Raw genomic sequence first — 24,079 nt, 5'->3', positions numbered from 1 at the left:
TTCTGTTCACGATCTGCTGCGCGTCGGCCATACCGCGTTAAAACTGACCTCGGGATGCTCATTTACAACCCGTAAACTCCGCTCCCTCGGCCAGCTTTGCCTTGTCTGGCTCTAGCTCGCGAGACCGTGAGCAGAATCATGTGCCCCTGTTATAGCCACTGCGTGAAGGCTTGTGGATTGACGATCTTGTTGGATGGATGGACTATCTTGGGATTCGAAACCGGTGAGTCAGCATGGCCGCATCTGTCGAAACCTCCAACTGGCCGTTGCCGCCCGGTGGCCTGCGCTTCATCACCCCGCCCAGGCTGCGCCGCCTGCTGGCGCGCCAGCCGCTGGCCGCCGGCTGTTTTCCGCTGGCCCTGGGCTTCTACCCGGAGGCGGCCGGGCACCGCATGCAGCGCATGCAGCCGGACGATCATCTGCTGATCTACTGCCGGGCCGGGCGCGGCTGGCTGGACAGCGCGGATGGACGATTAGAAGTTGGCGGCGGCGACCTGCTGCTGCTGCCCAAGGGCCAGGCGCATGCCTACGGCGCCGATGCCGAACGGCCCTGGACCCTGTATTGGGTGCACTTTGACGGCAGCCTGTGCGAGGACTTCCTGCGCCTGCTCGGGCCGGTGCGGCTGCGCCGCATCGGCGTGCAGCCGCGCCTGCTGGCCGAGTTCGACGCGCTGCTCGGCCTGCACCGCCAGGGCCTCAACCTGGCGCATTTCATCCATGCCGCGCACCAGCTGCAGGCGCTGCTCAGCTCCCTGGCGGTATTGCCGGCGCGGGCCAAGCTCAAGTCCGGGCGGGTGCTGGACGTGGACGCGGTGCAGGCGGTGATGCGCGCCCACCTGCACGGCAGCCTCAACCTCGACGAGCTGGCGGCGCAGTTCAAGCTGTCGCGCTTCCACTTCGCCAAGACCTACCGCGCGCTGACCGGCCATGCGCCGATCCAGGACTTCATCAACCTGAAGATGGCCCACGCCTGCCGCCTGCTCGACCAGGGTGGCCTGGAGGTGCGGCAGGTTGGCGAGCAGCTGGGCTACGACGACCCCTATTACTTCTCGCGGCTGTTCCGCAAGGTGGTGGGCATGGCGCCCAGCCATTACCGGGCGCTGCACCGCGGCTAGATTTGCCTGATGTCTGAGCTCGAGTTCACGGCGCGCTGGAGATGGAGGCAGATGTCAGTGCCGGCCAGAGGAGGTCGTCCGGAGAGGGCCATTTCTGCTTCCGAACCACTCTGGAATCCCTGACTCCAGAGACGATTCACCCCCGGGGCTCACGGGTGTATGCCTTTGCCGGGTGCGATTCATCTCCCCCATTGCGTGGAAAAGTTACGTTTTTTTTACGCACCGCTGCTTATCCAAACATCGAACTTTTACGGCCATCTTTCAGAGAATGTTTCCACGTGCTACCCAACCGCAATGTGGAGCGAAGCAAGCATGAGCATTCTCGACGGGCTGTCTTTGGCCATGGCCATAGGGCTTTTCATCTATCTGCTGGTCGCGCTGCTGCGCGCCGGGCGTAGCTAGGAGGCATCATGCAAGTCCAAGACTACTGGCTGATCCTGGCCTTCTTCGTGCTGGTGCTGGTGCCGGCGCCCTATCTCGGGCGCTACCTGTTCCGCGCGATGGAGGGGCAGAAGACCCTGCTGAGCCCGCTGCTCCAGCCCTTCGAGCGCCTTTGCTACCGCGTGGCCGGCGTCGACAGCCAGGCCGAGCAGGACTGGAAGACCTACAGCCTGGCGCTGCTGGCCTTCACCCTGGCCAGCCTGTTGACGCTGTTCGCCATCCTCATGCTGCAAGGTTCTCTGCCGCTCAACCCGCAGGGCTTTGCCGGTCTGGAATGGACCCTGGCGTTCAACACCGGGGTGAGCTTCGTCACCAACACCAACTGGCAGGCCTACAGCGGCGAGGCGGCGCTCAGCTACTTCAGCCAGATGGTCGGCCTGGGCGTGCAGAACTTCGTCAGCCCGGCCGTCGGCCTGGCCATCCTGGTGGCCTTCGCCCGCGGCATTGCGCGCAAGTCGAGCAACGGTATCGGCAACTTCTGGGTCGATGTGACCCGCGCCGTGCTCTACGTGCTGCTGCCGCTGTGCGTGCCGCTGGCCATCTTCCTGGTCTGGCAGGGCGTGCCGCAGAGCTTCATGGACTATGTGCAGGCCAAGACCCTGCTGGGCGCCGACCAGAGCATCCCGCTGGGCCCGGCCGCCAGCCAGATCGCCATCAAGCAGCTGGGCACCAACGGCGGCGGCTTCTTCGGGGTCAACTCGGCGCATCCCTTTGAGAACCCGACTGCCTGGAGCAACCTGTTCGAGATGGCCTCGATCATCCTGATCCCGGCCGCCCTGGTGTTCAGCTTCGGCCACTACGTCAAGGACCTGCGCCAGAGCCGCGCCATCCTGGCCAGCATGCTGATTCTGTTCGTCGCCGGCCTGGCTCTGACCTTGTGGGCCGAGTACCAGCCCAACCCGGCCCTGGTCAGCCTGCCGATCGAGCAGAGCGGCTCGCTGGAGGGCAAGGAGGCACGCTTCGGTACTGCCGCCTCGGCGCTCTGGGCGGTGACCACCACGGCTGCCTCCAACGGCTCGGTCAACGCCATGCACGACAGCTTCAGCGCCATCGGCGGGCTGCTGCCGATGTTCAACATGATGCTTGGCGAGGTGATCTTCGGCGGCGTCGGCGCCGGCCTCTACGGCATGCTGCTGTTCGTGCTGATCGCGGTGTTCCTCGCCGGCCTGATGATCGGCCGAACCCCGGAATACCTGGGCAAGAAGCTGGAGGCCCGCGAGGTGCGCCTGCTGGTCGTCACCCTCTTGGTGATGCCGCTCGGCGTGCTGGTGCTGACCGCCCTGGCGGTGAGCCTGGAGGGACCGGCGGCCTCCATCAGCAACCCGGGCGCCCACGGCTTCAGCCAGGCGCTGTACGCCTATACCTCGGGCACCGCCAACAACGGCTCGGCCTTCGCCGGCTTCGGCGCGGGCACCCCCTACCACAACCTGCTGCTCGGCCTGGCCATGCTGCTCGGGCGCTTCGGCTACATCCTGCCGATCCTGGCGATTGCCGGCAGCCTGGCGGCGAAGAAGCGTGCGCCGGTCGACGGCAACAGCTTCCCCACCCACGGCCCGCTGTTCGTCACCCTGCTGTGCCTGACCATTCTGCTGGTGGGCGGCCTGACTTTCCTGCCGGCGCTGGCCCTGGGCCCGATCGCCGAGCACCTGACACTGTTCCAGGGCTTCTAAGGGAGAATCATGATGAATGCCCGCACTCAACCCGAGAGCAAGGTGCTGAAAAGCGCCAAGCACAAGCAACAGCCGAAAACCTCCTTCGCCGTGCTGTGGAAACCCGCACTGCGCCAGGCGTTCGTCAAGCTCGACCCGCACCAGCTGCTGCGTTCGCCGGTGATGCTGGTGGTGGAGATCACCGCCATCCTCACCACGCTGCTGTGCTTCGTTCCGGCGCAAGGGGTCAGCACCGGCCTGGCCGTGCAGATCGCCCTGTGGCTGTGGTTCACCGTGCTGTTCGCCAACTTCGCCGAGGCCCTGGCCGAGGGCCGCGGCAAGGCCCGCGCCGACAGCCTCAAGGCCGGCACCCAGGGGCTCAATGCGCGCCGGCAGAGGGGCCCGCAGTTCGAAACCGTACTGGCCAGCAGCCTGCGCCGTGGCGACATCGTGCGCGTCGAGGCCGGCGAGCTGATCCCCGGCGACGGCGAGGTGATCGAAGGCATCGCCGCGGTCAACGAGGCGGCCATCACCGGAGAATCGGCCCCGGTGATCCGCGAGTCCGGCGGCGACCGCTCGGCGGTGACCGGCAACACCCGGGTGGTCTCCGACTGGCTGCTGGTGCGGATCACCGCCAACCCGGGCGAGTCGACCCTGGACCGCATGATCGCCCTGGTCGAAGGCGCCAAGCGGCAGAAGACGCCCAACGAGGTGGCGCTGGATATCCTGCTGATCGGCCTCTCCCTGATCTTCCTGCTGGTGGTGGCCACCCTGCAGCCGTTCGCCCGCTACGCCGGCGGCGACCTGCCGCTGGTTTACCTGGCCGCGCTGCTGGTGACCCTGATCCCGACCACCATAGGCGGGTTGCTGTCGGCCATCGGCATCGCCGGCATGGACCGCCTGGTGCGCCTCAACGTGATCGCCAAATCCGGCCGTGCCGTGGAAGCGGCGGGGGACGTGCATGTGCTGCTGCTCGACAAGACCGGCACCATTACCTTCGGCAACCGCCGCTGCAGCGCGGTGATCAAGGCCCCGGGGGTGAGCGGCAAGGAGTTGTCCGAGGCGGCGCTGCTGGCCTCGCTGGCCGACGACACGCCGGAAGGCAAGTCCATCGTCGAATACCTGCGGGCGCTGAGCCCGATGCAGGAGCCGTCGCGCAGCGAGGTCAAGGCCATCGCCTTCAGCGCCGAGACCCGCCTGTCCGGCGTCGACTGGAACGGCCACAGCTACCGCAAGGGCGCGGTGGACGCCGTGCTGCTGTACCTGGGCATGGCGCGCGACGCCGTGCCGGCAGCGCTGGCGCGCGAGGTGGAGAAGATCGCCCAGAGCGGCGGCACCCCGCTGCTGGTGGCCGGCGATGGCCAGCTGCTCGGCGCCATCCACCTCAAGGACGTGGTCAAGCCGGGCATCCGCGAGCGCTTCGCCGAGCTGCGCAGCCTGGGCATCCGCACTGTGATGGTGACCGGCGACAACCCGCTGACCGCCGCCGCCATTGCCGCCGAGGCCGGGGTCGACGACATCATCGCCGAGGCCACGCCGGAGAAGAAGCTGGCGCGCATCCGCGCCGAGCAGGGCGAAGGCAAGATGGTCGCCATGTGTGGCGACGGCGCCAACGACGCCCCGGCGCTGGCCCAGGCCGACGTCGGCCTGGCGATGAACGACGGCACCCAGGCCGCCCGCGAGGCCGCCAACCTGGTAGACCTGGACTCGGACCCGACCAAGCTGCTGGACGTGGTGCAGGTGGGCAAGGAGCTCTTGGTGACCCGCGGCGCGCTGACCACCTTCTCGGTGGCCAACGACGTGGCCAAGTACTTCGCCATCCTCCCAGCGCTGTTCGCCGGCATCTACCCGCAGCTCGGCGCGCTCAACCTGATGCAACTGCACAGCCCGCAGAGCGCCATTCTCTCGGCCATCGTGTTCAACGCGCTGATCATCGTCGCGCTTATCCCCCTGGCCCTGCGCGGGGTGCGGGTCAAGGCCCTGGACGCGGCCAGCCTGCTGCGGCGCAACCTGCTGATCTACGGCCTGGGCGGCATCCTCGCGCCCTTCGCCGGGATCAAGGCGATCGACCTGCTGCTGGTGACCCTGGGGCTGGTGTGAGGCTTGTCCCCCTCTTCCAGCGGGAGAGGGGGCGTCAACGAATCTGGAGAAACATCATGCTCAAACAACTTCGCCCGGCCATCGCCCTGCTGGGCCTGATGACCCTGATCACCGGCGTGGCCTACCCGCTGGCGCTCACCGGCATCGCCCAGCTGGCCTTCCCCGAACAAGCCAATGGCAGCCTGGTGCGCGACGCCCAGGGCCAGGTGATCGGCAGCACGCTGCTGGCGCAGAACTTCGAGGGAGCCCAGTGGTTCCAGGCGCGCCCGTCCGCCGCCGGCTTCGCCACCGTGGCCAGCGGCGCCAGCAACCTGGCGCCGAGCAACCCGGCACTGGCCGCACGCATCGCCACGCAGGCCGCGCGCCTGGCGGGCGAGGGCGCCGCGCCGGTGCCGCTGCAACTGGTTACCACCTCCGGCAGCGGCCTCGACCCGCATCTGTCGCCGGCGGCCGCGCGCTGGCAGATCGCGCGCATCGCCGCGGCGCGTGGTGTCCCGGTCGAGCGCCTGGAACGTCTGATCAAGCAGCATACCGAGGCCCCCGTGGTCGGCCCGGCGGTGGTCAACGTGCTGGCGCTGAACCTGGCACTGGCCGACAATCGTGCCATTGCTGTCCATGAGACGACTCCATGAGTGACACGCTGCGCGCCGATGCCCTGCTGGCCGAAATGCCTCGCGAGGACCGTGGCCGGCTGAAAGTATTTCTCGGTGCGGCACCCGGCGTGGGCAAGACCTTCGCCATGCTGCAGGCGGCGCAGGCGCAGCTGCGCCAGGGCGTCGACCTGCGCGCCGGCGTGGTCGAGACCCACGGCCGCGCGGAGACCGAAGCGCTGCTCGCCGGCCTGCCGCAGCAGCCGTTGCAGCGCCTGGACTATCGCGGCATGACGCTGAGCGAGATGGACCTCGACGGCATCCTGGCCAAGCCGCCCAAGCTGGTGCTGGTCGACGAACTGGCCCACAGCAATGCGCCGGGCAGCCGCCATGCCAAGCGCTGGCAGGATGTGCAGGAGCTGCTTGCCGCCGGCATCGACGTCTACACCACGGTCAACGTCCAGCATCTGGAGAGCCTCAACGATCAGGTGCGCGACATCACCGGCGTGCAGGTGCGCGAAACCCTGCCGGACTGGGTGCTGCAGGAGGCCGACGAGATCCTGCTGATCGACCTGCCGCCGCGCGAGCTGCTGGAGCGCCTGCGCGAAGGCAAGGTGTATGTGCCGGAGCAGGCGCGTGCGGCCATCGATGCCTTCTTCAGCCAGACCAACCTCACCGCGCTGCGCGAGCTGGCCATGCAGACCGCCGCCGCCCGGGTCGACGCCGACCTCAACCGGCGCTATCGCCAGCAGGGCCAGGAGGCGCCGACCGTGCGTGGCCGCCTGCTGCTCGGCATCGACGGCGATGCCCAGGCCGAACGGCTGGTGCGGCATGCCTGCCGGGTCGCCGAACGCCGCCATTTGCCCTGGTCGGTGGTGCATGTGGACACCGGCGAGGAACGTAACGAGCAGCGCCTGGGCTATCTGCAGGCCGCGCAGCAACTGGCCGAGCGCCTGGGCGGTGAGGTGATCGGCCTGCGCGGCAGCGAGGTGGCGCGAACCCTGCTCGAACATGCCCGGGAACGCCGAGCCAGCCTGATTCTGGTGGGCCGCAGCCGCCAGCGCCTGCGCCGTCGCTGGTTCGGCCTGGGCCTGGCTGAGCGCCTGCTCAGACAAGGCCTGGGCCTGGAAATCAGCGTGCTGGATACCGAGGTCGACCTGGTGCCGCCGCTGCCGCGTACCCGCCGGCCGCTGGTCTGGCGCGATTATCTGCGGGCGTTGCTGGCGACGCTGCTGGCGGCTGCGGTGGCGCTCGGCCTGTCGCGGTTTCTCGAATTGCCGAATATCTCGCTGATTTTCCTGGCCGCGGTGCTGGTGGTGGCGGTGCGCAGTAGCCTGGCTCCGGCCCTGGTGTGTGCCGGGCTGTCGTTCCTGGCCTACAACTTCCTGTTCATTCCGCCGACTCTGACCCTGACCATCGAGCGCCAGGAGGACGTGCTGACCCTGCTGTTCTTCCTGCTGATGGCGGCCCTCACCGGCAACCTGGCGACCCGCCAGCGCCGCCAGCTGCAGGCCCTGCGCGAGACCCAGGCGGAAACCACGGCGCTGCTGGAGCTGTCGCGCAGGCTGACCGCCGCCACCGACCGCCAGGCGGTGCTGGCGGCGGCGATGCAGCAGTTCGCCCTGTGGCCGGAGCTGGATGTCAGCCTGCTGGCGCGCAGCACGGACGGCGTATGGAAGGTCGAGGCCGGCGTGCAGCGCCTGCTGGCCGAACAGGAACGTGCCGCCGCCGACTGGTCCTGGCTGCATGGCCAGCCGGCCGGTCTGGGCACCGGTACCTTGCCGGGCGGACGCTGGTGGTGGTGGCCGCTGTCCGGCGAGGAGGGGCCGCTGGCCCTGCTCGGCGTCAGTCCCAAAGACGGTACGCCGCTGCCGCCCGAACAGCGCCGGCTGATCGCCGCCCTCGGCCAGCCGCTGACCCAGGCCCTGGCACGCGCGCAATTGGCCGAAGACCTGGAAGCGGCGCGCCTGCACGGGCAGACCGAGGAGCTGCGCAGCGCGCTGCTGGCCTCGGTGTCCCATGACCTGCGCACGCCGCTGACCGCCATGCGCGGCTCGATCGACAGCCTGCTGACCCTGGGCGAGCAGATTCCCCAGGCCGATCGGCGCGAACTGCTGGAAGGTACCCGCAACGAGGCCGAGCGTCTCGATCGCTATATCCAGAACCTGCTGGACATGACCCGCCTGGGCCACGGCGGCCTCAAGCTGGCGCGCGACTGGGTGGCACCGGCCGACATAGTCGCCAGCGCCGTGCAGCGGCTGCGTCCGGTGCTGGACGCCTTGCAGCTCGAAATCCTGATTCCCGGCGAGCTGCCGCTGCTCTATGTGCATGCGGCGCTGATCGAGCAGGCCCTAGTCAACGTGCTGGAAAATGCCGCGCGCTTCTCGCCGAGCCAGGGGCGCCTGCGCGTGGTGGTGGAGGCCGATCGCGACGAGCTGCGCTTTGCCGTCAGCGATCAGGGGCCGGGGATTCCCGAGCACGAGCGGGAAAAGATCTTCGACATGTTCTATACGGCGGCGCGTGGTGATCGCGGCGGCCAGGGCACCGGCCTGGGCCTGGCGATCTGCCAGGGCATGCTCGGCGCCCACGGTGGCCGGGTCACGGTGGGCGACGGCCTGGAGGGCCGCGGCGCCACCCTGACCCTGCACCTACCCTTGCACCCGCAGCCGTTGATGGAAGAAGAGCCCGCATGAACGGCCATCCCGCGACCATCCTGGTGGTCGACGACGAGGCGCAGATCCGCAAGTTCCTGCGCATCAGCCTCAACGCCCAGGGCTACAAGGTTCTGGAGGCCGGCAATGGCACCGAGGGCCTGGCCCAGGCGGTGCTGGGCAAGCCGGACCTGCTGGTGCTCGACCTCGGCCTGCCGGACATGGACGGTCAGCAGGTATTGCGCGAACTGCGTGAGTGGTCGCAGGTGCCGGTGCTGGTGCTTTCGGTGCGTGCCAGCGAAGGCGAGAAGGTACTGGCCCTGGATGGCGGCGCCAACGACTACGTGAGCAAGCCCTTCGGCATCCAGGAGTTCCTCGCCCGGGTGCGCGTGCTGCTGCGCCAGGCTGGCAACGGTGAACCGCAGGAGGCGGTGGTCAGCAGCGGGGGGCTGAAGGTCGATTTCGCCTATCGGCGGGTGAGCCTGGACGGTACCGAGGTCAGCCTGACCCGCAAGGAGTACGCGGTACTGGCCCAGCTTGCCCGTCACCTGGGGCGGGTGGTGACCCAGCAGCAACTGCTCAAGGATATCTGGGGCCCCAGTCATGTCGAGGACAGCCATTACCTACGCGTGGTGGTTGGCCACTTGCGGCAGAAGCTTGGCGATGATCCGACCGCGCCGCGCTTTATCGTGACCGAGGCCGGGGTTGGTTATCGTCTGCTGGCTATCTGAAAGTCAGCGCAATACTAGCCGTTCGAACATCCCCCCGGGGCGGCAGCAATCAGCCCGCAACATGCGCACCTGGATCAGATGCACGAGTTCACACCCGGGCTATGGTTGCCAGCCCCGTCGCTAGCAACTTCTCCTGAGCATCCTGGGTCGCGAACACATCAGTGCTGTGCTGCCGCGTCCAGCCTTGACTTGCCCCGGTGCCTTCCTTAGCGTGCCGTTTCCGTTTTTTGCCGTGCAGGAATAGCCATGAGCGTCGACGACCGAATCAAACTCGAACCGGGCTGGAAGGAGGCCCTGCGCGAGGAGTTCGACAAGCCCTACATGGCACAGCTCAGTGAATTCCTGCGCAGCGAGAAGAACAACGGCAAGGTGATCTACCCGCCGGGACCGCTGATCTTCAATGCGCTCAATTCCACGCCGCTGGACCGGGTCAAGGTGGTGATCATCGGCCAGGACCCCTACCACGGCCCTGGTCAGGCCCACGGCCTGTGCTTCTCGGTGCAGCCGGGGGTGCCGGCGCCGCCCTCGCTGCAGAACATCTTCAAGGAATTGAAGCGCGACCTGAACATCGACATCCCCACCCACGGCTGCCTGCAGAGCTGGGCCGAGCAGGGCGTGCTGCTGCTCAACACCTCGCTGACGGTGGAGCAGGCCAATGCCGGCTCGCACGCCGACAAGGGCTGGCAGCCGTTCACCGACAAGGTGATCGAGGCGGTCAACGCGCGCCCGGGCCACCTGGTGTTCCTGCTTTGGGGTGCCCATGCGCAGGGCAAGCAGAAGCTGATCGATACCACCCGCCACCTGGTGCTGAAGTCGGCGCACCCGTCGCCGCTGTCGGCCTACCGCGGCTTCCTCGGCAACGGCCATTTCAGCCGGGCCAACAAGTACCTGGAGCAGTGCGGCCTCACTCCGATCGATTGGCGACTGCCGCCTCTGCCGGCGTAGTGCAGGCCAGGCCGTCGAGGTCCTGGCGCAGCGCCGCGAGGCGTTGCTGCACGCGTTGGCGCTGGCCGGCGTCGGCGCCGTTGAACAGGTCGGCGAGCAGCTCGGCCAGGGCCACTTGCGAGCGCTCGAACTGCTCGCGGTAGGCCGGGGTCCAGGAGGCCGTGCGCTGCTGCACCAGGTGCTGCAGGCGGGGGGCGAAATCGGGGCTGCGGCGGGTGTCGAGGAGGGCGCGGAATTGCCCCTGCCAGTGCACGCGGTTGTCCAGCCATAGCCGGTTCTGTTCGCCCAGTTGCCGCGACCAGGCCGCGACACGCTCCTGCTGTTGCCGGTTGAGCTCGCCGAACCAGGGCTGCAGGCGCTCGCCCATGCGTTCGGCGCGGCTGGCGATCTGCTCCTGCAGCGAGGGCTGCAGGTATTCCCGGCGCAGTTGCTCGTTCTCTTCGCTCAGTGCCCGGTCCAGTTCCGCCACTTGCCGGGGGCTGAGGCCGCGCAGCAGTTCGATGCCGGTGGGGGTGATCTGCGTGGTGATGGCGTCGACTGCCTGGCGGAATTCGGCGAAGGGCGCCTGGAACTGCTGCGCGTGCAGCGGCGTCTGGGCGACCAGGGCCGCGCTGCGTTGCAGCCAGGCCGAGTAGGCCGGCAGCTGGGTGCTGCAGTGCCAGTCCAGGTGCTCGCGCAGGCGCGGCTTGAGCCAGGCCTGCTGGGCGCCGTCGAGCTGCAGGTAGTCGTCCAGCGACCAGCCGATCAGCCAGTCGAGGTTGCGATAGGCCAGATCCAGGCGGCTGCAGGCGCCCAGCAGCAGGGTGGCGCAGAGCAGGGCAATGGCACAGCGACGCAGGCGCATGGCAAGACTCCCACCAAGGCGGTAAACACAAGGATAGAGCAGCCGGGCATGGTGGGGCGGTGGCTGTGTGGGGTGCGCCGGGTGTTCCCTACGGCGCGGGCAAAAAAAGACCCGCACGGGGCGGGCCAAGCGTGGCTCGAGGAAAGCCGGATCAGGTCTGGCGGCGGCGCTGCCACAGGCGAAACAGCGGCTCGGCGAGGAACAGCACGCAGAGCAGGCGCAGCACCTGCAGCCCGGTGATCAGCGGTACCGACAGGGCCAGGGCCTCGGCGGTCAGGCTCAGCTCGGCGATGCCGCCGGGCATCATGCCCAGCAGCAGCGCGCGGTGATCCAGCGCGCCCAGCCAGCTCAGCGCCGCGGCGCCCAGGGCGGCGGCAAGCATGGCCAGCAGGGTGGCGAGCAGCACCAGGGCGACGAAGCGCGGCGCGCGGCGGAAGAATTCACGGCTGAAGTGGCAGCCCAGGGCGCTGCCGATCAGCCACTGGCCGACCTGGCTGGTACCGGCCGGCAGGCTCAGGTTGCGCTGAAGCAGAATCACCCCCAGTGCACTGACCAGGATCGGCCCGAGCAGCCAGGGGTTGGGTTGGCGCAGGCGCTGGCCGAGCAGGGCCAGGCCGGCGCCGCCGGCCAGCAGCAGGGCGAGCAAGGGTGCATCCACAGCGCCTTCGCCAGGCGCCAGGGCCGGCGCCGCGCCCAGCCAGAACTGGAACAGCGCCGGCACGCAGAGCACCACCAGCAGCAGGCGCAGGCTCTGTGCGGCGGCCACCTCGCCGGCCTGGGCACCGTTGCGCTGGCCGAGGTTGACCATCTCGCTGGCGCCGCCGGGCATGCTGGCGAAGAAGGCGGTGGCGCGGTCGTGCCCGGCCGCGCGCAGCAGGCCGATGCCGATCAGGCAGGTCAGGCTGGTGAGCAGGGCGCCGGCCAGCAGCAGGCCGCCGTGGGCCAGCACCTGCTCCAGTACCGCCGGGCTGAAGTGCAGGCCGATGCCGGTGCCGACCAGCCACTGCCCGCCCTTGCGTGCGCCGGGTACTTCGCGCAGATCCAGCCCCGCCAGGCAGCGCAGCAGGATCACCGCCAGCAGGGAGCCGACCATCCACGGCAAAGGCCAGCCGATCAGGCTGGCCAAAGCGCCGCCGGCCGCGCCGGCCAGCGGCGTGAGCCACCCCTTAGGCATGCGCGGCGCGCAGCTTGCGGCGGCTGCGCAGCCAGCGCAGGCCGGGCAGGGCCAGCATCAGCAGGGCCAGGGCCCAGAGCGCGACGGTGATCGGGCTGGACCAGAGGATCGCCAGGTCGCCGTTGCTGATCGACAGGGCGCGGCGCAGGTTGGACTCCATCAGCTCGCCGAGGACGAAGCCGAGGATCAGCGCCGACAGCGGGAAGTCCATCTTGCGCAGCAGGTAGCCGAACACGCCGAGACCGATCATCAGCACCAGGTCGAAGGTGGTGCTGTGCACCGCGTACACGCCGACCAGGCTGACGATGGTGATGGCCGGCACCAGGATCCAGCTCGGCACGCTGAGCATGCGGGCGAACAGGCCGACCAGCGGGATGTTCATCGCCAGCAGGATGATGTTGCCGATGAACAGCGAGGCGATCAGGCCCCAGACCACGTCCGGCTGCTGCTCGAACAACAGCGGGCCGGGGGTGATGTTGTACAGGCTCAGGGCGCCGATCATCACCGCGGTGGTGCCCGAGCCCGGCACGCCGAGGGTCAGCATGGGGATCAGCGAGCCGCAGGCCGAGGCGTTGTTGGCCGCCTCCGGGGCCGCCACACCGCGCAGGTCGCCGTCGCCGAAGCGGCTGGAGTTGCCGGCCAGGCGCTTCTCGCTCATGTAGGTGATGGCGCTGGCGATGGTCGCCCCGGCCCCCGGCAGCACGCCGATGACGAAGCCGGCCAGGGAGCTGCGCAGGGTGGTCCACCAGACACTGGCGAACTCGCGGGCGTTGAACAGCATGCGTCCGCTGGCCTTGACCGCCTTCTGCCCCTTGGTGGTGTGTTCGAGCATCAGCAGCACCTCGCTGACGCTGAACAGGCCGATCACCACGATGACGAACTGGATGCCGTCGGACAGGCCGATGCTGTCGAAGGTGAAACGGTACACCCCGGTGGTGGCGTCCACCCCGACGGTGGCCAGGCCCAGGCCGATCAGCGCGGCGAGCAGGGTCTTGACCGGCTTGTCGCCGACCATGCCGCCCAGGCAGGCGATGGCGAACACCATCAGCATGAAGTACTCGGCCGGGCCGAAGGCCACCGCCCAGTTGGCCAGGATCGGCGCGAACAATACGACGCCTATGGTGGCGATGGTGCTGCCGATGAACGAGCTCATGGCCGACAGCGACAGGGCGATGCCCCCCTTGCCCTGGCGTGCCAGCGGGTAGCCGTCGAGGGTGGTCATGATCGCCGCGGCGTCGCCCGGCACGTTGAGCAGGATGGCCGAGATGCGCCCGCCGTATTCGCAGCCCAGGTACACGGCGGCCAGCAGGATCAGCGCGGTCTCCGGCGGCAGGCCGAGGGCGAAGGCCAGCGGCAGCAGGATCGCCACGCCGTTGATCGGCCCCAGGCCCGGCAGCAGGCCGACCACGGTGCCGACGAAGGCGCCGAACAGCGCCACCAGCAGGTTGGTCGGGCGGGTGGCGACATCGAAGCCCTGCATCAAGAAATTCAGCGTTTCCATTTCAGCTCTCCACGAAGGCGGTGAACAGGCCGAGCGGCAGCGGCACGTCCAGCAGGTAGTCGAACAGGCCGTACAGCAGGGTGCCCATCAGCAGGCCGCTGAGGGCGCTGGGCAGCAGACGGCCACCGAACAGCAGGCCGAGGCTGAAACCGGCCAGGGTGGTGCTGAGGACGAAGCCCAGCGGCTCGAACAGCAGGGAGTAGGCCAGCAGGGCGCCGACGCACAGGCCGACCTTGCGCGCCAGGGCCCAGGAAATTGGCAGGGTCGGCTCGCCGCTCGGCTTGCACAGCAGCCACAGGGCGGCCACGGCCATCAGCGTCAGCAACAGTAGGGGGTAGGCACGCGGGCCGACCGGGTCATAGGAAAAGGGCGCCTGGAAGCCCCAGGCGACCACGGCGAGAAAGGCGCAGACGAGCAGCCACACCGCAGCGAACAGGCGGACGTACATGAGGAGTTCCTCGTGATGGGGGCGGGATGCGTCGCGAGCGACGCATCGTAGGCTGGGTATCGCGCAGCGATACCCAGCGGTCCGGTCGTGGGCGGTGCAGCCCCGCGACCTGGGCCGCATGGGTTACGCCGCTGCGCGGCTAACCCATCCTACGAATGGTTTACTGCACCAGGCCGAACTCGCCGGCCAGCGCCTTATAGTCCTGCACCTGCTTGAACACGTAGGCCTTCAGCTCGTCGCCGGTCATGCTCAGGGGGAACAGGTCACGTTGTTCGCGCAGCTTGGCGAACTCGGAGCTGGCCAGCAGGGTGTCGAACTGGCCTTTCCACCAGGCGAAGTCCGCGTCGCTGACCTCCGGGCCCATGTAGAAGCCGCGGATCACCGGCCAGCTGATGTCGTAGCCCTGCTCCTTGGCGGTCGGCAGGTTGGCCAGCTTGCCCGGCAGGCGCTGGTCGGAAAGCACGGCGATGACGCGGATCTTGTTCGCCGCCAGTTGCGGGGTGACTTCGCCGAGGCCGCTGGAGGTGACCTGGACGTGGCCGCCGAGCATGGCGGTGAGCGTCTCGCCGCCGCCCTCGAAGGCCACGTAGCGCAGCTTCTGCGGGTCGATGCCGGCGGCACGGGCGATCAGCGCGGTCTGCATCCAGTCCTGGCCGCCGATGGTGGCGCCGGCGCCGAAGACGATGCTGCCCGGGTCCTTCTTCAGCGCCTGCACCAGGTCGTCGAGGGTCTGGTAGGGCGAGTCGGCGCGCACGCTGATGGCACCGTAGTCGGTGCCGATGCCGGCCAGCCAGCGCACGGCGTTCTCGTCGTAGCGGCCGAACTTGCCCTGGGCCAGGTTGAGTAGGGAGCCGGAGGAGAATGCGGTGATGGTCCCGGCGTCCTTCGGTCGCTGCGCGACCACGGCGTTGTAGGCCACCGCGCCGACGCCGCCGGGCATGTAGGTGACGCGCATCGGCGCCTGGAGCAGGCCGTTGTCTTTCAGGCCGCTCTGGGCCAGCTTGCAGGTCAGGTCGAAACCGCCGCCGGGCTTGGCCGGGGCGATGCATTCGGGGCGCTTGGGTTCGGCCAGCAGCTGGCCGGACAGGGCCAGGGTGGCGAAGGCCAGGGCAATGCGGGACAGGGCAGTTTTCATCATCTATCTCCTGTGGAGTTTTATTGTGGCTTACCAGATCGGCAGGGAGTAGCCGACGATCACGCGGTTCTCGTCCGCATCGCGGGCGAAACTGGAACGGAAGCTGGCGTTGCGCAGGCGCACGTAGAGGTCCTTGAGCGGGCCGTTCTGCACCACGTACTTGAGTTCGATGTCGCGCTCCCACTCGCGGCCTTCTTCGTCACTGCCGCTGACCTGGGCGTTGTCGCCCTTGATGTAGCGGGTCATGAAGCTCAGGCCGGGCACGCCGAGGCGGGCGAAATCGTAGTCGTAGCGGGCCTGCCAGGAACGCTCGTCGGCGTTGGCGAAGTCGTTGATCTGCACGAAGTTGACCAGGAACGGGTCGCTGCCATCGAGGTAGGCGAAGCCGGTGTCGCCGGACAGGTGCTGGTAGCCGAGGCCGAGCTTGTGGCCGCTGTGGGCATAGGACACCAGGCCGTTCCAGGCGGTGTTGTCGACGGTGCCGGCCTGGGCCTGCCCGCTGTCGTCGCTGATCGAGACGCGCAGGTCGGCGCTCAGGCTGCCGCCGCCGAGCGCCTGGCTGGCCAGCAGGCCGAGGAAGTGCTGGCGGTAGATGTCCTCGACGTCGGCGTAGTAGTAGCGCCCGGTCAGGCCCTTGGCGAAGCTGTAATCGAAGCCGGCCAGGTCCATGTGCTCGGCCGTCACGCCGCTGGCGAAGCGCTTGTTCTTGCTGTTGAGGATCAGGTCCTCGGAGTTGGTCGAGGCGCGGTCGATCACCTTGTCCAGGCGTCCGCCGGTAAAATTCAGGTTTTCCAGCTCGCTGGAGGTCAGCAGGCCGCCTTCGAATACCTGCGGCAGCAGGCGGCTGTCGCTGGCCTTGACCACCGGCAGCTCGGGGATGTGCGAGCCGTAGCGAAACTCGCTGGCGGAGACTTTCACCTTGGCGGTCAGGCCCAGGCGGCCGAAGGTGTCCGGGGTGCCGCCGTCGTCCTGTACCGGCAGCAGGTCGGTGCCGGTGCGGCCGCCACCGGAGTCCAGCTTGACGCCGAGCATGCCGAGGGCGTCGAGGCCGAAGCCAACGGTGCCTTCGCTGTAGCCGGACTGGATGTCGAGCAGGAAGCCCTGGCCCCATTCCTCGCGCTTGTTCTGGCCATCGCCTTCACGGAAGTCGCGGTTCAGGTAGATGTTGGTGGTGGTCAGGCTGGCGCTGCTGTCTTCGATGAAGGCGGCGTGCGCGGCGGGCGCCAGGGCGCAGGCGAGCAGGGTGAGGCTGAAGCGACGAACAGGCGCCGAGGCCTGCCGATGGGCAGATCGCATATGTGGTCTCCGAATATTGTTTTTGTCACGCCGACGCAACCACGCAGCCGGCGTTCTGCGGGTGGTTCTAGCCACCCTGGTCGCGATCCTAGGGGGCGAAACTTTCGCCAGGCTTTCAGCGTGAAAGAAATTCGCCACGGCCTTCACAGCGCCCGCGTGCTGGTTAAACTCGGCTGCATAACTACAAGGTCGTGGAGTGTGCTGCCGTGCGAATCCTGCTGGTCGAAGACCATCTGCCCCTGGCCGAAAGCGTGGCCCAGGCCTTGCGTGGCGCCGGGTTGACCGTCGATGTGCTGCACGACGGGGTGGCCGCCGAGCATGCCCTGGCCAGCGAGGACTATGCCCTGGCGGTACTGGATGTCGGCCTGCCGCGGCTCGACGGTTTCGAGGTGCTGGCGCGCCTGCGCGGGCGCGGCAAGACCCTGCCGGTGCTGATGCTGACCGCGCGCGGCGAGGTCAAGGACCGCGTGCACGGCCTCAATCTGGGCGCCGACGACTACCTGGCCAAGCCCTTCGAGCTGACCGAGCTGGAGGCGCGGGTCAAGGCCCTGCTGCGGCGCAGCGTGCTCGGCGGCGAGCAGCAGCAGCGCTGCGGGGCGCTGGTCTATGACCTGGGCACCCGGCGCTTCAGTCTGCACGAGCAGCTGCTCAACCTGACCTCGCGCGAGCAGGCCGTGCTGGAGGCGCTGATCGCCCGGCCCGGACGGGTGATGAGCAAGGAGCAGCTGGCCGACCAGGTGTTCGGCCTGGACGAGGAGGCCAGCGCCGACGCCATCGAGATCTACGTGCACCGCCTGCGCAAGAAGCTGGAAGACGACAGCGTGCGCATCGTCACCTTCCGTGGCCTGGGTTATCTGCTGGAGGCCGTGGGTGAGTGAGCAGGCCGCCGGCAGCCTGCGTGGTCGGCTGCTGCGGCGCCTCGCCGCGCTGCTGGCCATTCCGCTGCTGATTGGCAGCCTGAGCGCCTACTGGAACGGCCGCGAGGCAGCGGACGCGGCCTACGACCGTACCCTGCTGGCCTCGGCGCGGGCCATCGCCGACGGCCTGTACACCGAAGAGGGGCTGCTGCGCGCCGATGTGCCCTACGTGGCCCTGGATGTGTTCGCCTACGACAGCGAAGGGCGCATCTTCTACCAGGTCAGCGACCTGCAGGGGCGCCTGGTCTCGGGCTACGACAAGCTGCCGGCGCCGCCCCCGGGAACCCGGCGCACCGACGATTACCCGGCCCTGGCGCGCTTCTACGACGGCGAGTTCCAGGGCGTCGGCGTGCGCGTGGTCAGCCTGCTGCAGCCGGTCAGCGAGCCGCAGATGAACGGCATGGCGGAAATCCGCGTGGCCGAGACCGAAGGGGCGCGCGAGCGCATGGCCCGCGGCCTGCTGCTCGATACCCTGTGGCGCATGGGCCTGCTGGCGCTGGTCAGCCTGGCCCTGGTGTGGCTGGCGGTGAGCGCCGCGCTGCGCCCGCTGGAGCGCCTGCGCGCGGCGGTCGAGGAGCGCCAGCCGGATGACCTGCGGCCGCTGCCGCTGGTCGAGGCGCAGGATGAGTTGCGCCCGCTGGTGGCCGCCCTCAACCACTTCACCGAGCGCCTGCGCGTGCAGTTCGAGCGCCAGGCGCAGTTCATCGCCGATGCCTCCCACGAGCTGCGCACGCCGCTGGCGGCGCTCAAGGCGCGCATCGAACTGGGCCTGCGCGAGCGCGAGCCGGCGCTGTGGCACAGCACCCTGGAGAAGGCCGCGCAGAGCACCGACCGCCTGACCCATCTGGCCAACCAGCTGCTGTCGCTGGCGCGCATCGAGCGCGGCGCGCGGGCCGTCGCCGAGGGCGGCGCCGAGCGCGTCGAACTGAGCCTGCTGGTGCGCGAGCTGGCCATGGCCCTGGCGCCGCTGGCGCATCAGCGCGGCATCGCCCTGGCCCTGGAGGCCGAGGAGGGCGTATGCATCCAGGGCGAGCCGACCCTGCTCAACGAGCTGGTCTACAACCTGGTGGACAACGCCCTGGCCCACACCCCGGCGGGCGGCAATGTGATCCTGCGGGTGCTGGCGCCGGCGCTGCTGGAGGTCGAGGACGACGGGCCGGGCATTCCGCCGCAGGAGCGGGAGAAAGTCTTCGAGCGCTTCTATCGGCGCAACCCGCAGGTCGGCGGTGCCGGGCTGGGGCTGGCGATAGTCGGCGAGATCTGTCGCGCCCATCTGGCGCAGATCAGCCTGGATGAGGGAGGTGGCGGCGGTTTGTTGGTGCGGGTGAGTTTCCCGGCGGCGCCGCTCTGATCAGTGGCTCAGGCTCAGCGGTTGCTGGATTTCCAGCAGGTACTGGCTGACCTTGCCGCTGGCGCGCAGCTGCTGCAGGCCCTGGTTGAAACGTTGCAGCATGGCCTCGTTGCCGGGTACCTGCTTGGACAGCAGCAGATGCAGGCTGTCGCTGCGCAGCGGCAACGGGTGGAAGCTCAGCTGGCGCCGTTCGGCGGCGCTGAACTGGCGGTGCAGCAGGTCGAAGGCCACCACCTTGTCCATCGGGAAGACATCCAGGCGCCCGGCCAGCAGCATGCGCAGCCCCTGTTCCTCGCTGCTCAGGCGCTGCACCTGCAGCCGGCCGCTGTTTTCCGCCTGCTGGAAGGCCTGGCCGTAGTCGTAGTCGATGGCGCCGCCGATCCGCTTGCCGCGCAGGTCGTCGACCTGTTGCCAGTCGAAGGGCTGATCCTTGCGGTGGAACAGGTAGTAGCTGCTGTCCACCACCGGGTCGCTGATGTAGAAGGCCTGTTCGCGCTCGGGGCTGCGCAGCCAGACGGCGGCGCCATCGCTCTTGCCGTGTTCGGCGCTGCGCAGGGCGCGGGCCCAGGGATAGAACTCCCAGCGCACCTGGACGCCTTCGAGGGCGAAGGCTTCCTCAACTATGCGCGAGGCGACTCCGTGGTGGGGCAGGTTCTTGCCCAAGTAGGGGCTCCATTCGCCATTGGTCAGGCGAATGCTGTCGGCCAGGGCGGAGCCGGCCAGGGTCAGGGCGAGCAGCAGGGCAAGCAGACGCATCGGGTGCTTCCTTCTCCCAGATTGAACAGGGGCAAGGTCAATCCGTTAGACCTCGGCGGCTTGGCGCCGCGGCTCCGCTGCTGGCAGCGGCGGAGCTAGTTCATAGCGTAGAAGCAGATGGCGAATACGTCTGCAGCGAATTACTGCAGCATGCTGGTGGCGGCTTCCATGGCCGCGGAGAGGTCTTCGTCGGCCTGCATGTCGACGTTCGGGTCGAGGCCGAGCTTGGCGAAGGCCGGGATCTGGCTCCAGTCCAGCTGGGTGTAGGGGTGCTCGCTGCCCAGGTAGCTCTGCAGGGTGGCGACCTGGACGATGTCGACGTAGTCGACCTTGGCCGAGTTGCGGGTGAAGTCCAGGTGCTGGCCCGGCACCATGGCGATCGGCTCGGGGAACTCCCAGGCACGCAGAATCTTGTCGCCGATAATCGGGTGGATCTTCTCGATCACGTGGTTGAGGCTGATGGAGTCGGCCAGCAGCTCGTTGTGCTCTTCGGCGTAGGTCAGGATCGGCAGGATGCCGATCTGGTGGACCAGGCCGGCGAGGGTCGCCTGGTCGGGCAGCAGGCGGGTGTAGTGCTTGCACAGAACGTGGCAGATACCGGCGATTTCCGTGCTTTTGTTCCACACTTCACGCATCTTGCGGTCGACCACGTCGGAGGTGGCCTGGAACATCTGTTCCATGGCCAGGCCGGTGGCCAGGTTGCAGGTGTAGTTGATGCCGAGGCGGCTGACGGCCATCTGCAGGTCGGTGATTTCCTTGCTGGTGCGCAGCAGCGGGCTGTTGACCACCTTGATGATGCGCGCGGTCAGCGCGGCATCGTTGCCGATCACCTTGCTCAGGGCCTGGATGCTGATGTTCGGGTCTTCGGCGGCCTCGCGAACCTTCAGCGCGACCTCGGGCAGGGTCGGCAGTACCAGCTCATCGTTTTCGATGGCCTGGATCAGTTCCTGTTGGACTTTTTCGGCAAGCTTGCTCATCTCGGCTCTCGGATCACGCGACCGCCTCAGTGTAGGACGGCCGGGTCATGGGTCAGGGTTACGCCGGGTTGTACCTTGTTTGCCCCGGCTTATGCATGCGTTTTCTAATCAGCGCTGGATCTCGCGGTCGCCATCCAGCTCGTAGGGCAGGCTGAGCACCTGCAGCGGCGCGCCTTCGAGGCTGTCGAGGCGGATGCGGCCATCCTGGGCGGCATCTTCCTGGAGCACGGCCAGCAGCTCGCTGCCAGTGCCGTTGTGCGCGGCCAGGACGACTTCGCCGACGCTGGAGCCATGCACCGGCGAGAACAGTTCGGCGCCGATGGGCGGCAGCGGACCCGCATCCAGGCTGAGGCGATAGAGACGCCGCTTGAGCTTGCCGAGATACTGCATGCGCGCGACGATTTCCTGGCCGGTGTAGCAGCCTTTCTTGAAACTCACGCCGCCCAGGGCCTGCAGGTTGATCATCTGCGGGATCAGCTGCTCGCGGGTGGCGCCGAATACCTGGCCGATGCCGGCGCGCACCTGGCCGAGCAGCCAGTCGTTGAGCGGGGCTTCGCGCAGTTGCGCGGCCAGGCGCTTGTGCAGGACCTCGGCTTCGGTGGCCGGGGCCCAGAGTTCGGCACGGCCATCGCTCAGGCGCAGGGCCAGCAGGCCATTGTGGCGCACCACGCTATCGGCGCCGTGCGGCAGGTCGAGGCCCAGGCTGACCAGCGCGCCATCGCCGCCGCTGAGGCCGAAGCGTACCCAGGCGGCGGATTCGTCGCTCAGGGTCGATTTGGAGAACACCGCATACTTCTTCAGCTCAGCCAGTTGCGCCTCGAGCAGCTCGCCGGCCATGGCCAGCAGGTAGCCGTCGCCTTCGCCGAGGATGCGGAAGCTCGACAGCATGCGCCCCTTGGGCGTGCAGCGGGCGCCGAGGCTGCTGGTCTGCGCGTCGAGGTAGTTGAGGTTGCAGGTGACCTGGCCCTGGAGGAATTTACTGGCGTCGGTGCCGCGCACGGCGAGCAGGGCTTCGTGGGTCAGGGGGCAGAAAAAAGCGGAGTCGGCCATTGGCTGTCGCAGGTAGGGAGGACTGGGGCCTCATCATAGAGCCGACCCGCGCGCTTGTCAGCGGGTGCCGAGCGCGCCGCCGCTCGCTATACTGCGCACCTTCCCACAGGAGCCGTTGTATGGCCGACGCAACCGAACTGAATCGACTCTTCTGGCACAGCCGTCGCGGCATGCTGGAGCTGGACGTGCTGCTGGTACCCTTCGTCAAGGAGGTCTACCCCAACCTGGATGCCGAGGATCAGGCGCGCTATCGCAAGCTGCTGGAATGCGAGGATCAGGACATGTTCGGCTGGTTCATGCAGCGCGAAGAGCCGGAAGATGCCGATCTCAAGCGCATGGTGCGCATGATCCTGGATCGTGTCCAACCCAAGTAACGGCTTCGAGTGCCACTGGCAGGCCTCGCGCCTGCTGCTGGCGAGCTACCTGCTGGCGCTGTTCCTGGCGCTGGCTGCCCTGTTTCTTGTCGACATCCCCCTCTGGGCCAGTGCTCTGGGGGCTTTGTGCTGCCTGTTGCATGGGGGCTGGGTTCTGCCGCGTCAGGTGCTGCTCGCTCATCCGCGCGCCTTCACCGGGTTGCGTCGGGATGAGGATGGCTGGCAGCTGTACAGTCGGGCCAATGGCTGGCAGGCGGTGCAGTTGCGCCCGGACAGCCTGGCCTTGCCGCTGCTCGTGGTGTTGCGGTTTCGCTTGGTCGGCGAGTGGCGCGTGCGCGGCTTGTGCATCCCGCGCGATGCCTTGTCGCGGGAGCAGCACCGACGTCTGCGGGTGCGCCTGAAGTTCAGTCGCCGTAGGTGGGCGGCAGCAGAATAGTGTCCCTGGCTTGCGGCAACTGCTCCGGGTAATCCAGGGTGTAGTGCAGGCCGCGGCTCTCGTGGCGCAGCATGGCCGAGCGGATCATCAGCTCGGCGACCAGGGCCAGGTTGCGCAGCTCGATCAGGTCGCGGCTGACCTTGTAGTTGCTGTAGAACTCGTCGATCTCGCTGAGCAGCAGGCGCACGCGGTGCTGGGCGCGCTGCAGGCGCTTGTTGGTGCGCACGATGCCCACGTAGTCCCACATGAATCGCCGCAGTTCGTCCCAGTTGTGCGCGATGATCACGTCCTCGTCCGAGTCGGTCACCTGGCTGGCATCCCAGGTCGGCAGCTCGCCCGGCATGTTCACGCTGTCCAGTTGCGCAACGATATCGGCGGCGGCCGAGCGGGCATAGACGAAGCATTCCAGCAGCGAATTACTGGCCAGGCGGTTGGCGCCATGCAGGCCGGTGAAGCTGGTTTCGCCGATCGCGTACAGGCCGGGCACGTCGGTGCGCCCGCTGCTGTCGACCAGCACGCCGCCGCAGGTGTAGTGCGCCGCCGGCACCACCGGGATGGGCTGGCGGGTGATGTCGATGCCGAACTGCAGGCAGCGTTCGTAGACGGTGGGGAAGTGCGCCTTGATGAACTCGGCGGGCTTGTGACTGATGTCCAGGTAGACGCAGTCGATGCCCAGGCGCTTCATTTCATGGTCGATGGCGCGGGCCACGATGTCGCGCGGGGCTAGCTCTGCGCGCGCATCGAAGCGCGGCATGAAGCGTTCGCCATTGGGTAGCTTGAGCAGGGCGCCTTCGCCGCGCAGGGCCTCGGTGATCAGGAAGTTTTTGGCCTGCGGGTGATACAGGCAGGTCGGGTGGAACTGGTTGAATTCCAGGTTGCCGACCCGGCAGCCGGCGCGCCAGGCCATGGCGATGCCGTCGCCGCAGGCGCCGTCGGCATTGCTGGTGTACAGGTAGACCTTGGCCGCGCCGCCGGTGGCGAGGATGACAAAGCGCGCGTGGCAGGTGTCGACTTCGCCGCTCTGGCGGTTCAGTACGTAGGCGCCGAGGCAGCGCTGGCCGGGGCGGCCGAGCTTGCGTTCGGTGATCAGGTCGACCGCCACGCGCTGCTCCAGCAGCTCGATGTTGGGCCGCTGGCGTGCCTGCTGCAGCAGGGTGTTGAAGATGGCGGCGCCGGTGGCGTCGGCGGCATGGATGATGCGCCGATGGCTGTGGCCGCCCTCGCGGGTCAGGTGGAATTCGAAGCCGCCATCCTCGCGCTCGTGTTCATCGCCGCGGGTGAAGGGCACGCCTTGGGCGATCAGCCACTGGATGGCTTCGCGGCTGTGCTCGACGGTGAAGCGCACGGCATCTTCGCGGCACAGGCCGCCACCGGCGTTGAGGGTGTCGGTGACGTGGGATTCGACCGTGTCGGTGTCATCCAGCACGGCGGCAACGCCGCCCTGGGCCCAGTAGGTCGAGCCGTTGGCCAGTTCGCCCTTGCTCAGCACGGCGATGCGCAGGTGCTGCGGCAGGGTCAGGGCCAGGGTCAGGCCGGCTGCGCCGCTGCCAATGATGAGTACGTCGTGCTGATGGTGTTGGCTCATCTACTGCTGATTC

Annotated in this window: 22 protein-coding genes; 12 read left to right on the top strand and 10 right to left on the bottom strand. The window is 68.1% G+C overall.

Features of this window, described 5'->3' with window-relative positions:
- Positions 1–233 precede the first annotated feature (233 nt).
- The 8 genes from GV001_RS14465 (at position 234) to ung (ending at position 10,222) form a co-directional block, all read left to right on the top strand.
- Positions 234–1,115, top strand: coding sequence for an AraC family transcriptional regulator (locus tag GV001_RS14465; protein ID WP_160081015.1), 882 nt, complete (start codon positions 234–236; stop codon positions 1,113–1,115).
- A gap of 312 nt (positions 1,116–1,427) precedes the next feature.
- Complete coding sequence (gene kdpF, locus GV001_RS14460; protein WP_160081013.1) at positions 1,428–1,517, top strand: K(+)-transporting ATPase subunit F; 90 nt, start codon at positions 1,428–1,430, stop codon at positions 1,515–1,517.
- Between the two features lie 8 nt (positions 1,518–1,525).
- Positions 1,526–3,226, top strand: a complete 1,701-nt coding sequence (gene kdpA / locus GV001_RS14455; RefSeq protein ID WP_160081011.1) for a potassium-transporting ATPase subunit KdpA — start codon at positions 1,526–1,528, stop codon at positions 3,224–3,226.
- 12 nt (positions 3,227–3,238) lie between these two features.
- Positions 3,239–5,305, top strand: coding sequence for a potassium-transporting ATPase subunit KdpB (gene kdpB, locus GV001_RS14450; protein ID WP_160081009.1), 2,067 nt, complete (start codon positions 3,239–3,241; stop codon positions 5,303–5,305).
- A gap of 56 nt (positions 5,306–5,361) precedes the next feature.
- A complete protein-coding gene (gene kdpC, locus GV001_RS14445) occupies positions 5,362–5,937 on the top strand; it encodes a potassium-transporting ATPase subunit KdpC (RefSeq protein WP_160081007.1) in 576 nt (191 codons plus the stop codon).
- Complete coding sequence (locus GV001_RS14440; protein WP_160081005.1) at positions 5,934–8,588, top strand: sensor histidine kinase KdpD; 2,655 nt, start codon at positions 5,934–5,936, stop codon at positions 8,586–8,588. The genes kdpC and GV001_RS14440 overlap by 4 nt, the downstream gene beginning before the upstream one ends.
- Positions 8,585–9,277: a response regulator gene (locus GV001_RS14435; protein ID WP_160081003.1), complete on the top strand. Its 693-nt coding sequence runs from the start codon at positions 8,585–8,587 to the stop codon at positions 9,275–9,277. The genes GV001_RS14440 and GV001_RS14435 overlap by 4 nt, the downstream gene beginning before the upstream one ends.
- A 246-nt stretch (positions 9,278–9,523) precedes the next feature.
- Positions 9,524–10,222 (top strand): uracil-DNA glycosylase, encoded by a 699-nt coding sequence (gene ung / locus GV001_RS14430; RefSeq protein WP_160081001.1) that lies wholly within the window; start codon positions 9,524–9,526, stop codon positions 10,220–10,222.
- Here the strand turns inward: ung and GV001_RS14425 are convergent.
- The 6 genes from GV001_RS14425 to GV001_RS14400 all read right to left on the bottom strand — a co-directional run bounded on the left by GV001_RS14425 (position 10,182) and on the right by GV001_RS14400 (position 16,620).
- Positions 10,182–11,066: a DUF6279 family lipoprotein gene (locus tag GV001_RS14425; RefSeq protein ID WP_256664928.1), complete on the bottom strand. Its 885-nt coding sequence runs from the start codon at positions 11,064–11,066 to the stop codon at positions 10,182–10,184. The two genes, ung and GV001_RS14425, sit on opposite strands and share 41 nt — an antisense overlap.
- Positions 11,067–11,217: 151 nt before the next feature.
- On the bottom strand, positions 11,218–12,240 hold the full coding sequence (locus GV001_RS14420; RefSeq protein ID WP_160080999.1) for an AbrB family transcriptional regulator: 1,023 nt from the start codon (positions 12,238–12,240) through the stop codon (positions 11,218–11,220).
- On the bottom strand, positions 12,233–13,741 hold the full coding sequence (locus tag GV001_RS14415) for a tripartite tricarboxylate transporter permease (protein ID WP_160080997.1): 1,509 nt from the start codon (positions 13,739–13,741) through the stop codon (positions 12,233–12,235). The genes GV001_RS14420 and GV001_RS14415 overlap by 8 nt, the downstream gene beginning before the upstream one ends.
- A 1-nt stretch (position 13,742) precedes the next feature.
- On the bottom strand, positions 13,743–14,189 hold the full coding sequence (locus GV001_RS14410; RefSeq protein WP_160080995.1) for a tripartite tricarboxylate transporter TctB family protein: 447 nt from the start codon (positions 14,187–14,189) through the stop codon (positions 13,743–13,745).
- 160 nt (positions 14,190–14,349) lie between these two features.
- The gene (locus tag GV001_RS14405; RefSeq protein WP_160080993.1) at positions 14,350–15,324 is read right to left on the bottom strand and encodes a tripartite tricarboxylate transporter substrate binding protein; all 975 of its coding nucleotides are present in this window, start codon (positions 15,322–15,324) and stop codon (positions 14,350–14,352) included.
- 30 nt (positions 15,325–15,354) lie between these two features.
- A complete protein-coding gene (locus GV001_RS14400; RefSeq protein WP_160080991.1) occupies positions 15,355–16,620 on the bottom strand; it encodes an OprD family porin in 1,266 nt (421 codons plus the stop codon).
- Positions 16,621–16,826: 206 nt separating this feature from the next.
- Between GV001_RS14400 and GV001_RS14395 the strand changes: the two genes are divergently transcribed.
- Together GV001_RS14395 and GV001_RS14390 are read left to right on the top strand one after the other, a co-directional pair.
- A complete protein-coding gene (locus tag GV001_RS14395) occupies positions 16,827–17,498 on the top strand; it encodes a response regulator (RefSeq protein WP_160080989.1) in 672 nt (223 codons plus the stop codon).
- Positions 17,491–18,888 carry a sensor histidine kinase gene (locus tag GV001_RS14390; protein WP_160080987.1) on the top strand — a complete coding sequence of 466 codons (1,398 nt, stop codon included), beginning with the start codon at positions 17,491–17,493 and terminating at the stop codon, positions 18,886–18,888. Before GV001_RS14395 ends, GV001_RS14390 begins: the two co-directional genes overlap by 8 nt.
- Here the strand turns inward: GV001_RS14390 and GV001_RS14385 are convergent, their stop codons facing one another.
- The 3 genes from GV001_RS14385 to GV001_RS14375 all read right to left on the bottom strand — a co-directional run bounded on the left by GV001_RS14385 (position 18,889) and on the right by GV001_RS14375 (position 21,671).
- Complete coding sequence (locus GV001_RS14385) at positions 18,889–19,644, bottom strand: ABC transporter substrate-binding protein (RefSeq protein WP_160080985.1); 756 nt, start codon at positions 19,642–19,644, stop codon at positions 18,889–18,891.
- Between the two features lie 140 nt (positions 19,645–19,784).
- Complete coding sequence (locus tag GV001_RS14380) at positions 19,785–20,621, bottom strand: HDOD domain-containing protein (RefSeq protein ID WP_160080983.1); 837 nt, start codon at positions 20,619–20,621, stop codon at positions 19,785–19,787.
- A 108-nt stretch (positions 20,622–20,729) separates the two neighbouring features.
- Entirely contained in the window at positions 20,730–21,671 is a 942-nt protein-coding gene (locus GV001_RS14375; RefSeq protein WP_160080981.1) for a folate-binding protein YgfZ, read from the bottom strand.
- A 119-nt stretch (positions 21,672–21,790) separates the two neighbouring features.
- Here GV001_RS14375 and GV001_RS14370 point away from each other — a divergent pair, with 119 nt between their 5' ends.
- Together GV001_RS14370 and GV001_RS14365 are read left to right on the top strand one after the other, a co-directional pair.
- A complete protein-coding gene (locus GV001_RS14370) occupies positions 21,791–22,045 on the top strand; it encodes a succinate dehydrogenase assembly factor 2 (RefSeq protein WP_160080979.1) in 255 nt (84 codons plus the stop codon).
- Positions 22,029–22,481, top strand: coding sequence for a protein YgfX (locus GV001_RS14365; protein ID WP_160080977.1), 453 nt, complete (start codon positions 22,029–22,031; stop codon positions 22,479–22,481). Before GV001_RS14370 ends, GV001_RS14365 begins: the two co-directional genes overlap by 17 nt.
- Here the strand turns inward: GV001_RS14365 and nadB are convergent.
- Positions 22,450–24,066: an L-aspartate oxidase gene (nadB, locus tag GV001_RS14360; RefSeq protein ID WP_160080975.1), complete on the bottom strand. Its 1,617-nt coding sequence runs from the start codon at positions 24,064–24,066 to the stop codon at positions 22,450–22,452. The genes GV001_RS14365 and nadB overlap by 32 nt on opposite strands.
- Positions 24,067–24,079 lie beyond the last annotated feature (13 nt).

Origin of the sequence: Pseudomonas sp. 8AS (genome assembly GCF_902506505.1) — a bacterium.
Lineage (GTDB): Bacteria > Pseudomonadota > Gammaproteobacteria > Pseudomonadales > Pseudomonadaceae > Aquipseudomonas.
The sequence above is the reverse complement of the archived record's forward strand: the minus strand, read 5'-3'. Positions and strand labels throughout refer to the sequence as shown.